Source organism: Thermodesulfobacteriota bacterium, assembly GCA_040756475.1.
Taxonomy (GTDB): Bacteria; Desulfobacterota; Deferrisomatia; order Deferrisomatales; family JACRMM01; genus JBFLZB01.
The window spans coordinates 1-11,242 of record JBFLZB010000149.1; the positions used below are offsets into that span (position 1 = coordinate 1).

General features: G+C 68.5%; 13 protein-coding genes. 7 read left to right on the forward strand and 6 right to left on the reverse strand.

Features of this window, described 5'->3' with window-relative positions:
- The first annotated feature begins 151 nt into the window (after positions 1-151).
- The 7 genes from AB1578_17540 (at position 152) to AB1578_17570 (ending at position 4,291) form a co-directional block, all read left to right on the forward strand.
- Positions 152-340, forward strand: coding sequence for a type II toxin-antitoxin system HicA family toxin (locus AB1578_17540; protein MEW6489699.1), 189 nt, complete (start codon positions 152-154; stop codon positions 338-340).
- Entirely contained in the window at positions 337-558 is a 222-nt protein-coding gene (locus AB1578_17545; GenBank protein ID MEW6489700.1) for a type II toxin-antitoxin system HicB family antitoxin, read from the forward strand. Before AB1578_17540 ends, AB1578_17545 begins: the two co-directional genes overlap by 4 nt.
- A gap of 242 nt (positions 559-800) precedes the next feature.
- Positions 801-977 (forward strand): hypothetical protein, encoded by a 177-nt coding sequence (locus tag AB1578_17550; protein MEW6489701.1) that lies wholly within the window; start codon positions 801-803, stop codon positions 975-977.
- 102 nt (positions 978-1,079) lie between these two features.
- Positions 1,080-1,412 carry a nucleotidyltransferase domain-containing protein gene (locus AB1578_17555; protein ID MEW6489702.1) on the forward strand — a complete coding sequence of 111 codons (333 nt, stop codon included), beginning with the start codon at positions 1,080-1,082 and terminating at the stop codon, positions 1,410-1,412.
- Between the two features lie 534 nt (positions 1,413-1,946).
- Positions 1,947-2,210, forward strand: a complete 264-nt coding sequence (locus AB1578_17560) for a DUF1640 domain-containing protein (GenBank protein MEW6489703.1) — start codon at positions 1,947-1,949, stop codon at positions 2,208-2,210.
- A 183-nt stretch (positions 2,211-2,393) separates the two neighbouring features.
- Positions 2,394-3,572, forward strand: a complete 1,179-nt coding sequence (locus AB1578_17565; GenBank protein ID MEW6489704.1) for a hypothetical protein — start codon at positions 2,394-2,396, stop codon at positions 3,570-3,572.
- A complete protein-coding gene (locus tag AB1578_17570) occupies positions 3,572-4,291 on the forward strand; it encodes a TVP38/TMEM64 family protein (GenBank protein ID MEW6489705.1) in 720 nt (239 codons plus the stop codon). The genes AB1578_17565 and AB1578_17570 overlap by 1 nt, the downstream gene beginning before the upstream one ends.
- On the opposite strand, the gene AB1578_17575 is transcribed toward AB1578_17570, so the two are convergent.
- The 6 genes from AB1578_17575 to AB1578_17600 all read right to left on the reverse strand — a co-directional run.
- Positions 4,241-5,464: a hypothetical protein gene (locus AB1578_17575; protein MEW6489706.1), complete on the reverse strand. Its 1,224-nt coding sequence runs from the start codon at positions 5,462-5,464 to the stop codon at positions 4,241-4,243. The two genes, AB1578_17570 and AB1578_17575, sit on opposite strands and share 51 nt — an antisense overlap.
- Before the next feature lie 55 nt (positions 5,465-5,519).
- Positions 5,520-6,392: a radical SAM protein gene (locus tag AB1578_17580; protein ID MEW6489707.1), complete on the reverse strand. Its 873-nt coding sequence runs from the start codon at positions 6,390-6,392 to the stop codon at positions 5,520-5,522.
- Positions 6,370-8,118, reverse strand: coding sequence for a hypothetical protein (locus AB1578_17585; protein MEW6489708.1), 1,749 nt, complete (start codon positions 8,116-8,118; stop codon positions 6,370-6,372). Before AB1578_17585 ends, AB1578_17580 begins: the two co-directional genes overlap by 23 nt.
- Positions 8,105-9,565, reverse strand: a complete 1,461-nt coding sequence (locus AB1578_17590; protein MEW6489709.1) for a radical SAM protein — start codon at positions 9,563-9,565, stop codon at positions 8,105-8,107. Before AB1578_17590 ends, AB1578_17585 begins: the two co-directional genes overlap by 14 nt.
- Positions 9,562-10,323 carry a glycosyltransferase family 2 protein gene (locus AB1578_17595; GenBank protein ID MEW6489710.1) on the reverse strand — a complete coding sequence of 254 codons (762 nt, stop codon included), beginning with the start codon at positions 10,321-10,323 and terminating at the stop codon, positions 9,562-9,564. Before AB1578_17595 ends, AB1578_17590 begins: the two co-directional genes overlap by 4 nt.
- Positions 10,320-11,242: transketolase C-terminal domain-containing protein (locus AB1578_17600; GenBank protein MEW6489711.1), on the reverse strand; the 923-nt coding region annotated here is incomplete at its 5' end. The genes AB1578_17600 and AB1578_17595, both read right to left, overlap by 4 nt.

Sequence of the window (11,242 nt, forward strand, 5' to 3'; positions counted from 1 at the left end):
CGGCAACGGCACCTGGACCCTGGCGGCCCCCGAGAAGGGCGTCTTCGTGCGGGAGGTCAAGCACCGGCGCGACCGGGTGGAGCTGGGCGACACCCTGGGGTATGTTGAGATCGATGAAACGGTGTGGAAGGACGAGTACGGGAAGTGACGGTTGAAGGTTCGAGAGGTCATCCGTATGATCGAGGCCGACGGCTGGTTCCTGGATCGGACCAGAGGAAGCCACCGTCAGTTCAAGCATCCGATCAAGCGGGGTGTCGTGACGATCGCGGGCAAGGCGGGAGACGATCTGGCCCCGGGGACTCTACGGAGCGTGTTTCGCCAGGCGGGTTTGGAGCGATGAGCAGGTATCTGATCGTGATCGAAGAGACCGTTACAGGGTACTCCGCCTACTGCCCGGACCTGGAAGGCTGTGTAGCCACCGGGCGCACTCGCGACGAGGTGGAGCAGGCGATGGGCGAGGCAATCGCGTTTCACCTGGAGGGGTTGATGGAAGAGGGAGAGAGCATCCCGACCCCGCGGAGCTCCGTCTCCTACGTGGAGGTGAATGCTGACCGCTGACAGCTAACCGCTGACAGCCCTTCGAGAGAGGAGAAGGCCATGAAGAAGAGCCGCTACGTCAAGCCCCAGGTGGTGGGGACCTCCAGCGTCCACCCCTGCTGAGGGGCAAAAGGCCCGTGCTGAAGGGCGAGAGGGCCGGCCGGAGTGCCGGCCCTCTTCTGTGAGCAGGTGGCGTTGCCAGACGCGACGGGCCCCCGTACACTGCCTTCGGGGCTTCTCCCAGCCCGGAAGGAGGTTCACCCATGGGTATCGTTCACGCGACCTTCTCGCTGGCGAACCCGAGGCGCCCCGACCTGAGGCCCGTGGAGGTCACGGCCTTGGTGGGCACTGCCCAGGAAGAGCGGTTTCACGCAACGGCGCAACGGCGCGACGAAGAACTGACGGAACCAGGGAGCCCGAACCTCGCGCAGCCGATTTGAAGTGGGGTTGCGTTGCGTCGTTGCGGCGTTGCGTGAGGAGATAGGTTGGGTTTGCACGCCAGGGGGATCCACACAACCGGGGAGGTCTGCAAGAGGCTGCCGATGCGCAAGCTGACGGGTATCGGACGGGACGACGTGCTGGCGCGCTGCCGGGATGCCGTACGACGGGCGGAGCCGGAAGCAGACGTGATTCTCTACGGCTCCCGGGCTCGCGGGGACTGGTCGGAGGAGTCGGACTACGACATCCTGGTGCTCGTCGACGGGCCGGTCCCGTTGAGCCGGGAGGAGAGGGTGCGCGACGAGCTCTACCCGCTGGAGTTGGAGACCGGAGAGGTGCTTACGGTGGTCGTGGAATCCAGAGCCCGGTGGCGAAGCTCGATCTACCAAGCCATGCCCTTCGTGCAGAACGTGGAGAGGGAGGGGGCGATCCTTTAGGGACGATTCTTCGATACGGTCTTCGACAGTCGACAGAAGGGGGACTACGCGGATCTGGTGCGTTTCACAGAAGCGGAAGTGGCTCCTTGGTTTGCCAAAGTCGAGGACCTGGTGCGGATATTGGAGGACGGTACCGAAGTGTCGGGTGCTTGCAGCCGTAAGTCGGATTAGCTCGCCAGGGCGTCACCCGACGCTTGGTGAGGTCGGAAAGAGGCTACATCAGGGTTCCCGTCGCGTTGGACCACCACGAGCTCGACGTGCTGGATCAGCGCAAGGAGTTGAAGTTTCTTTGGATTCGGTGAAGGGGGTGTTCGGAGCATGGCGAAGCTCGGAAGCCGTAGGTCGGGTTAGCCTGTGGGACATGGAATCGTACCGCGAGGTCTTGGAGGATCTGGAAGAGCTCGAGTCGATCCGGGCTTATGACGCGGCTAAGGCGGCGCCCCAAGACCATCTTGACTTCGAGGAGGCCTTGCGGGAGATCGAAGTCGGCCGCTCATCGCCGTGACCGCAGCGAACGAAAGCGAAGGTGGGTTCATGCCCCATGCGACCATGTTCAACACGCTTCAATACGCCAAACGGCTCAAAGAAGTCGGCTTTACGGAGGCGCAGGCCGAGGTGCAGGCTGAGGCACTGGCCGGGCTCATCGAGGGAGAGCTCGCCACGAAGCGAGACCTCAAAGAACTGGAGACGAGGCTCGAACTGAAGATCGAGACCGTCAAGGCCGAGACCATCCGGTGGGTGGCCGGGCTCCTTCTTGCTCAAGCAGCCCTCATCGCCACCCTGGTGAAGCTACTCTAGCCGAGGGTGTGCGGTTTGTTGCACGGGGCGCGTTGGAGAATGACGGAGCCGCTACGTGAAGCCCCAGGTGGTGGGGACCTCCAGCGTCCATCCCTGCTGAGCGCGCGGAACCAGAGTAGAGCGCATCCCTAGGAGGGCCGGCGAGCGCCAGCCCTCCTCGCGTAAGGAGTTCTTGGCCACCCAATGAGAGCACGGGCAGCTTCGTGGCGGTTGGGAGCAGCGTTCCTGGGCATCGGCGTGGCTGCCGTGCTCCTCATAGACCTTCGGCTCGAGGGCACGTGGCGAGGGCTCTACCTCTTACGCGACGGTTGGGGGGTGGAGATTTCCGATGACCTCTTCCTGGGCGACGAGGGCCGGTTCCTGTTCGGGCTCGACGTGCGCCGAGGCGCGGTGGCGCCGCCAGTGGGGTACGACGGCCCCCGCCCGGCCCTGGTGCAGGAGTGGGTCGCGTGGGACGGCACGGGCTGGGTGCGAAACCTGCTGCCAGGGGGGAGGGAGATCGTCACCACATTCAGTCGCTACGTGGACAGGGAGGGGCGCCACCCGACAGGCCTTTTCATCGGGGGGCGGCCCCCTCCGCTGCCGGGGAACGAGGGCACGCGGCTCTTGAACCAGTCGGGCATGGCGTACTATGACGGGAATCGGTGGTACCACGTCTGGTGCAACGCCAACGAGGCCCTGGCGACCGCCGATGGGAGCGTGACGGTGCAGACCGTGGACTGGGTCTACCGGGAGAGCGAGGTGGTGTCCGCTGGTCCGGGGGCGGTGGCTCTGCGAAGCCTCCACGTCGTCGACCTCGCGGGCGCCGAGTTGGAGGTGGAGCGGCACGCCCTGTTTCGCGCCGGGGAACCCTATGTGCTCCTGGCCATCTCGATCTCGAACCGTGGGTCCGAGGCGGTGGGGGTCCGATACGGGTACGGGGACGAGCCGTGGCTGGGGGAATACGGCTCGTCGGAGGGCAACGTGGGGTGGGTGGAGGGCCGTTTGGTGGAGTACGAGGAGGGGATCGACCCAGCGCGGCACGCCTTCGCGGGGTACTTCGACTACGGGAACGAGGCGATCGGGAGCCCCCACACGTTCACCAATCTGGCCAACTTCGTCGAGTGGCACCCCGAGACGCGGCCCAGCGCGGTGTACTTCTCGAACTCGGTGGGGCAGGCCCCGCAGGAGGGGCCGTCCGTGGCCCTCGCCGGGAACGAGCGGGCCATCACGCTCGAGTGGGGCCCCGGCGACGTAGTGCAGGGGGAGCCGGCCCGGATCATCCTCGCGGTCGGCCTGGCCGGCGACGTCCACCCGGGGCTCCTGCCCAGCAAGCCGCCGGTGGACTTCTCCCCGGCCGAGCAGGCGCTCGCGCGCCGGTGATGGGGAAGGGGACCGCGTGTCGCTGGGGCCTGCGCCTGGCCGGGCTCGTCGCCCTCGGCGCGGCGGGGTGGTTCGCCCGAGGGGCGCTCGGGGAACGAGGGCTGGCCGGGCTGGCGCCGACGATCGCGGAGCTAGGGGCTGCGGGGCCGCTGCTCTTCGTCGCCCTCTACGGCCTGGGGATGTGCCTCTTTGTCCCTGGGAGCGTCCTGACTGTGGCCGGGGCCGTCATCTTCGGACCCTACGAGGGAGCCCTGTGGGTGTGGCTCGGCGCGCTCCTCGGCGCGGCGGGCTGCTTCGGCCTGGCTCGGGGACTCGGCCGCGAGGCTGTCGGGAACCTGATCGGCGCCAGGCTGCACGGATGGGAATCCGCGGTCGCGCGCCGGGGCTTCGCGGTGGTGGCGCTGGCCCGACTCGCTTGGGCCCCGTTCACGCCCCTGAGCTTCGCACTCGGGCTGACCCCGGTGCGCTTTCGGGACTATCTCTGGGGGACGGCGCTCGGCATGACGCCGGGCACCGTGGCCCTCACGTGGTCCGTGGGCACAGCGTCCCTCGGGCTGACCCGGGAGGGTGAGCCCGAGGTGTGGGAACTCGCACTGGTCCTTGGCGCGGTGGCAGCCCTGACGCTGCTCGGGGTCTGGGCTGCGCGCCGGCGCCTGGCCGCCCCTGCCCTACCGGAGGGTCAGGAGGGTCAGGAAGCACCCCCCCCCTCCGCCACCTGAGGAGGACGCGGCGGGGGCGATCCCAAGCTCCAGGGGCGCGGTGCCGGCGGCGTTCAGGGTCGGCACGGGGGCAAGGCGGTCCGTGGTAGTGCCGTCCCCAAGTTGGCCCTCTGCGTTGGGGCCGGCTCCGGACACCTGGCCCGAGGACGTTACCAGCAGGCTTACCTGCCAGCCTCCCACCGCGGTCACGTTGGCCACGCCGCTCAGGCGGACCGGGAAGGGCTGGTCGTCCGGGGTGCCGGTGCCGAGGCGCCCCTGACGGTTCACGCCCCATGACCACACTGAGCCGTCCTGCAGCACGGCCAGGGTGTGGAAGTTCTCCATGGAAAAAGTCCGCACCGAGGTCAGCTCGGTGACCCGGGTCGGCAGGGGGCGATCGAGGACTGAGTCAGCATACCGGGCCCGCCCCCAAACCCAGAGTGTCCCGTCGTTACGCAGGGCACCGGAGTTGCCGCCGCCCAGGTCGATGGCGGTCACGCCGGTCAGCCCCAAGACCGGGGTCGGTGAGGGTCGGGGATCCTGGGTGCCGTCGCCGACCTGGCCGTGGCTGTTGTCTCCCCAGGCGAGCACCCCGCCGTTCGCCAGCAGCGCGGCGCTGTGCGCCTCGCCCGCGGAGACCGCCGTCGCGGTCGAGATGTCGGGCACCTGAACGGGCACGAGGTGGTCGAGGCCGTCGTTGGTCCCGATCTGGCCGGCCTCGTTCCCTCCCCACGCCCAGACCCGGCCGTCCTCGCCGACCGCCAGGGTATGGTAGTCCCCCCCCGCTACCGACACGATACGGATGCCGGTCAGCGCTCCGCCGACCTGCTGCGGCGTCGCGCGGGAGCTCTGCGTTCCGTCGCCAAGCTGCCCCCGGCTGTTGTCGCCCCAGGCCCACACCGTGCCGTCCGCCTTGAGGGCCAGGGAGTGAGTGGTGCCGGCCGCGACGGCCGTGACGCCCGAGAGGCCCGATACAGGCTGGGGCAGCAGTTGACCCTGCCCCCATTGGTACACCGTCCCGTCGGCGGCCAGGGCGAGGCTGTGGAAGTCCCCACCGGCCACGCCTGGCGTGGCGGCCCGGGCTCCGGAGACCCCACCGATGACGAGGGCGGCCCCCAGCAGGGCCGCGGGCAGCGCTGCGAGGCGGGAGAGGGATCCTGCTCGGAGGAAGGCGCGTGGTATGTCTCGGATCATGGGCTGTCTCCTTCGCACTGGTGCCCGCCTGGAGAGGGCTGGCCCCCGCAGGGCATCAGGTCTGCGGTCCGTCGCCGGGGAAGAGGACTTCCACGGAGGTGTGTCCGAACTCCTGAAACCGGTTCGTCTTGACCTTGATGTCGCAGGGGTTGCACTGGCCGAACACTTCGCACGGCCGGAACTCGTCCTCCACGGAGAAGTCTGGGTCGAGGAGGCTCCCCACGGGGTGACGCCCGGCGTAGAGATCGCTGTGGCAGCGGTAGATGCCCCCGGACGGTCCTACGAGCAGCTCCGTAGTGCGACACAGTACGCGATTCCTGGTCGCTCCGCTACAGGCTTGCGGGTAGCGCAGGGTGCCGTAGAAGCGGTCGTCGTACTCCCCAAGGAAATCCTTCGTGCGGAAGTCGATCCCCCGGGCCGCGCAGTGGGCCTGGGCGGCCAGGACCGCGGCTTCCTGCAAAGGGTGCATCACGCCCCATATGCCGACACTGAAACCCGCGTCTTGGAGGAAGAGGACGCGCTCCACGAGGGGGGCGAGCTCCATGGTCTCCGGGTGGTAGCTGACGCGAATGGAGGCGTAGGGCGCCTGGCGACGGAGCCGCTCGGGCCGGACACGGCGCGCGAACTCCTCCACGTCGAAGGTGAGGTTGGTCAGGATGTCTATGGGCAGGTCGGGCCGAAGCCCGTTGAGGATGTCGATGAAGTCCGGGTGCAGGCTCGGCTCTCCGCCCTGCAGGGTGACGGGGAGGTCCGGCCGCGTGACAAGGCGATCCAGCCCTCGCACCCACTCGCTTCCGGCCATCGGGCGCGCGCGGGGCGGTTCGGCGCTGCCGAACCGGTTGATGCAGAAGCTGCACCTTAGGTTGCAGGCGAGCGTGAGGAAGACTGCGATGTAATTGTAGCGGTCAGGAATCGGAACCGGATGCATCGCCTTCCCAGTTCATGTATTCGGTGAGGTCCACTACGAATCGGCCGGCTACGGGGTACGCGCCCGGGGGTTCTTTCAGCAGTATGCCTGCTCCGATCAGCGATCGGACGATGGAGTGGAGGAAATCCTTGTCGCTGGCCACGAGGACCGGAGAGAACCGGGCCGGCGCCTTCGTCGCAAGTGTCTTGAGATCCGTGATGAGGCCGGGCGCCGACGAGAAGCACAGGATGGGCCGGCTGCCGGCATAGTACTCCAACAGGGGCATGATCTGCGGGTACCCGGGCATGTAGGCCGGGTCCCAGAAGGTGCGAAATCCCTGGATGTCGAAGTAGATTGGTTCGTGCGCCGTCGGCAGGGTGGGCAACTCCTTTGCCAGGCGCACGTCCGGGTCGTGCAGGGGGATGTTGTACACCGCCCACCGGTCCATGGCTGCGAAGAAGACGAAGAAGATGAACATGGCCGGCGCCCCAGCGAGCAGGAAGCCCATGCGGACTCCGTCTCGCCACGGGACCCGTCCGCGGCCTTCGGGGCGCAGCAAGTCCCTGGCAGTTCGGACCAGGGAGTAGAGAAGACCGCCCACGAGGACCGCCGCGAAGGGCCCCATCTGGCGCCCCTGGTAGGGCATGCGCGCCGCGTGCGGCAGGATCACTACCAGGGCGAGGCCGCACAGGAACAGGACGCCGAGCAGGCCCAGGGACGGGGTCTCGCGATCCCCGTCCAGTCGCCCGAGCGACCGGTACCCGACGTAGAGCAGAACCAGGCCCCCGAGCAGCCCTGGTGGCCCAGTGAGCCGCTGGAGCACGAGGAGCAGGGAGCCCCACATGGTGGCGAGGGGACCCTCGGCCTGCCGCGCGGCAGTCTTGAGGACGAAGGTGTCGAGGATGTCCACCCACGCCGTCCCCGCCCCAAGGTACCAGGCGTTCTGGAGAAACTGGAGACCGTGGGCGGAGAGCGGAGCCAGGGAGAACAGGAGGTACCGGCGCCACCGGAAACCCCTGCCCTCGAGGAGATCCCAGCCGATGAGCCACGTGTACAGGAAAAACACCGAGTCGAAGGAGCTCAGGGACAGGCAGAACTCGGCTCCCCAGGCGGCGGCGGCCCACCGAAACCTGGCTCTTGGGGTGTCAGCCCGGGTGGAGTAGACGATGCACAGCAGGAACCCGAAGCGAAGCAGATCGTCGAGCGGTTGGTTCGCCAAGCTGTCGGCGAAACCGAGGTAGCTCGGGGAAAGACCGTACACGAGGGCGCCGAGGAACGCCACAGGGGGCGCACAGAGGCGGCAGACGAAGACGAACAGGAGCGTGAGAGCCGCGATCGAGAAGCCCACCGAAAGCAGCCGCGCCGCGGGCATGCCGTCGATCCCTAGCCGGAAGAGGAGTGCGTACGGAACCAAGTAGCCCGGGGGGTAGTGGGTGTACCAGAGGCGTGGCCCCACCCGGGGTGAGGAGCTCGGGGAGGTCCCGTGGGCGTGGTGGCGCAGCTCCGGGTCGTCCAGGTGGCGAATGGCGGCCGCGTAGCCCTGGGGGATGAAGAGCAGGTAGTTGTCGAGCCACCCTCCCTCCTCCCACTGGCGCAGCGAGAGCATGGTCTGGGCGTCGCCGAAGCCCCAGTCGCTCCAGCGGTCTTCGTCCGCCGCGCGCACCCCGAGAAAGACGGTGAGAGCCAGCAGGAACGCCGCCGCCGCGAGGTGCCAGCGGTTGTGGCGCAGGAAGTTACCGAGGGTCACGGGGCGCCTCCGGGACGTGTTTGAAGCTCTCGAGCCGCAGGCTCTTGCGCAGCAGCCGCCAGGCCGAGGAGAGGCTCGCGTGGAAGGGGTAGATCTTGCGGCTCACCAGCCACGCCTTGGCGGCGAAGTAGGCGAGGAAGTACAGCCGGTTGTGGGGCAGCCGGATCAAGCGGTTGACGATCAGGTTGCGCAGCCGGGGAAACCACACCGCCAGGAGACCGAGCTCCGAGAGGTTGACCTGCATGTTCTTTTCTTCGTCCGTGAAGCACGAGAGCGGCGAGGCGGTCTGGTAGGACATGTGGAGGGCCTCGTAGCCGCCGTCGAACCACCCTTCTTCCACGCAGTGGTCGCCGAGCTCGGTCCTCGGATAGGGGTGGAAGACCGGGAACTCGGCGAAGGTGACCTGGCACCGGATGTTCAAGTCCAGGGTCTCGATGTCGTCGGCGATGGTGCTGCCCGGCAGCCCCAGGATGTTGTTCGAGAAGGTGTGGATGCCTTGGCGGTGGAAGAGCGCGAAGGCCGACACGATCTGCTCGCGGCCCATCTTGCGCTTGAGCACCTCGTTGCGGATGCGGTCGTTGCCCGCCTCGATGGACATGCTCACCGAGTGGCAGCCGGCGGCCTTGAGCAGCCGCACCACGTCCTCTGTGACCAGGTCCGCCCGGGTGAGGCAGTGAAACGGCAGGCCCACCTCGCGCGGGTAGCGCTCGGCGAACTCCTCGAGCCAGGGGTCGACCCGGTAGACGAAGATGTCGTCGTAGAACTTGACGCACTCGAGGGGATAGCGGCGGCGGACCTGCCGGATCTCTTCGAGCACGTGGTCGACCGAGTGCCGGCGGACGACCTTGCCCTTGCCCTCGTACATCTTGCGAAAGGCGTGGTTGAAGCAGTAGGTGCAGGGGTAGGGGCAGCCCCGGGAGGCCATGAAGCTCTTGAGGGGGAACTCCGCCATCTCGGTGCGGCGGTAGTACAGGTCCCGATCCGGGAAGGGGAGGCTGTCCAGCTCCTGAAACAGGGGGCGCAGTTCGGGGCGGGGGCTCTGCCGTGTGCCGATGTTGGCGATGCCCTCGAAACCCTTGCCGGCAGCCACTGCCGCCAGGAACTCGGGGAACGCCTCGTCGCCCTCGCCGACGCACAGGGCGTCCAGGCTGCTCCCCTCCAGGATCTCGGGGAAGAAGGTCGCGTGGGGGCCCCCCATGATGGTCTCCACCTCCGGGTGGCGGCGCTTGAGGGCCTGGTTGAACTCCAGGTAGTACTTGTGCTCCCCGGTGGAGGCGCTGTAGGCCACCACCGCCGGCCGCTGCTCGGCCACGGTGCGCAGCACGTCGTCCCGCTCCAGGATCGCCAGGTCGGTGTCGTGGCCGGCGCGGCGGGCGAGGGCAGAGAGGAGCATCAACCCCAGGGGGTCGATGAAGTCCACGGTCTTGACCACGAAGAGGACCTTCATCCCGGGTGTCCGCCCCGTCCGCCCGCGACCTCGGGTCCGGGCGCCGCGTAGCTCCGGCGCTGCCGCCAGCGCACATCGAGCAGGAGCGCGGCGACCGTGCGCAAGACGCTGAACACGTTGCGCGGCCGCAAGGCCTTGGAGCCGCCCCCCGGGCGCTCCCGGATGATCATGGGCGCCTGGACATAGGAGTGGCCCGACCGGATCAGGCGGACCAGCGCCTCGGCCTGGTAGGCGAACCCGTGGGTGGTGATCGGCACGGAGCGGACGAGGTCGGCCCGGTGGATCACGATCCCGTTGTAGTAGCGGAGCTTGAGGCCGAAGGCGGCGTTTAGGCCGGCGGTGAAGAGCCGGGAGAGGAGCTGCCGCCCCAGGGGGCGGATCTCCTGGTTGGCGATGTAGGGGACCACGATGTCGGCACGCCCGAGGCAGCCGAGCAGCTCGGCGACGGTCTCGGGCAGGACCTCGTTGTCCCCCGGCACCATCATCACGAACCGGCCCTTCGCCTGCTGGACGCCCAGGGTGTAGTTGAACCCCAGGCCCCGATTCCGGGGGTTGTGGAGGACCCGGATCCGGGGGTCTTCCGCCGCGAGGCCGTCGGCGATGGCGCCGGTGCCGTCGCCGCTGCCGTCGTCGATGATCAGGGCTTCGAAGGAGACGCCGCGCTCGGCCGCCGCTCGTTGGATGCCCAGCAGGGTGGCCGCGAGGTTGGGCGCTTCGTTGTAAGCCGGGATTACGAAGGTCAGGAGGGGTTCGGTCACAGGATGCCTCGCGCGGCGGCGGCGATCTCTGCGGCCCCCGGGTAGTAGGCCTTCTCCAGGGGGGCGCTCGCCGGGGTCGGTACGTCGGGCAGCGTCACCCGGCGCACCGGCGCCCGCAGCGCCTCGAAGGCCCCCTCGGCGGCGATGGCTGCCACTTCGGCCGCCACGCCGCACGGACCCCAGCCGTTGTCGGCGACCACCAGGCGGCCGGTGCGCCGCACCGACGCGAGGACGGCGTCCCGGTCCAGCGGGCGGACCGAGCGCAGGTCGAGGACCTCGGCGCTGATGCCCTCGGCCCCCAGGGTGTCGGCGGCTTCCAGGGCCTCCAGCACCATCTGGGACGAGGCCACCAGGGTGACGTCGCCGCCCTGTCGCAGCACGGCGGCCTGGCCGGCCGGCACCTCGTAGCGCTCCTCCGGCACGGCCTGGCGGTGGTCGTAGAGCCAGCGGTGCTCCAAGAAGATCGTCGGCTGCTCGCCGAAGATGCTCTCCAAGAGCATTCCCTTGGCGTCGCGGGGAGAGGCCGGCAGCAGCACCCGCAGGCCGGGTACGTGGGCAAAGAGGGCTTGCAGGCTCTGGGAGTGCTGGGCCGCGGAGCCCCACCCCCGGCCGACGATGGCGCGGATGGTAAGCGGTGCCCGGACGTGCCCGCCGGTCATGTAGGACCACTTTGCCGCGTGATTGACGATCTGATCCATGGCCATGGGCAAAAAGTCTACCCGCATGTGGATGGCCACGGGCCGCATCCCCGCTAGGGCGGCGCCTAGGGCCACGCCGGTCATGCCATTCTCGGCGATGGGGGTGTCCATCACCCGGTCCCCGAAGCGCTCCTTGAGGCCCAGGGTGGTGCCGAAGACCCCGCCCGGGTCGTCGATCCCCTCCCCGAGGAGGAAGACCGCCGGGTCGGCCTCCAGGGCCT

Excerpts from the sequence above, each read along its gene's own strand:
- AB1578_17575 (MEW6489706.1), bottom strand. The coding sequence starts at position 5,464 with ATGATCCGAGACATACCACGCGCCTTCCTCCGAGCAGGATCCCTCTCC.
- AB1578_17550 (MEW6489701.1), top strand. The coding sequence starts at position 801 with ATGGGTATCGTTCACGCGACCTTCTCGCTGGCGAACCCGAGGCGCCCC.
- AB1578_17565 (MEW6489704.1), top strand. The coding sequence starts at position 2,394 with ATGAGAGCACGGGCAGCTTCGTGGCGGTTGGGAGCAGCGTTCCTGGGC.
- AB1578_17580 (MEW6489707.1), bottom strand. The coding sequence starts at position 6,392 with ATGCATCCGGTTCCGATTCCTGACCGCTACAATTACATCGCAGTCTTC.
- AB1578_17545 (MEW6489700.1), top strand. The coding sequence starts at position 337 with ATGAGCAGGTATCTGATCGTGATCGAAGAGACCGTTACAGGGTACTCC.
- AB1578_17560 (MEW6489703.1), top strand. The coding sequence starts at position 1,947 with ATGCCCCATGCGACCATGTTCAACACGCTTCAATACGCCAAACGGCTC.
- AB1578_17570 (MEW6489705.1), top strand. The coding sequence starts at position 3,572 with ATGGGGAAGGGGACCGCGTGTCGCTGGGGCCTGCGCCTGGCCGGGCTC.
- AB1578_17590 (MEW6489709.1), bottom strand. The coding sequence starts at position 9,565 with ATGAAGGTCCTCTTCGTGGTCAAGACCGTGGACTTCATCGACCCCCTG.
- AB1578_17555 (MEW6489702.1), top strand. The coding sequence starts at position 1,080 with ATGCGCAAGCTGACGGGTATCGGACGGGACGACGTGCTGGCGCGCTGC.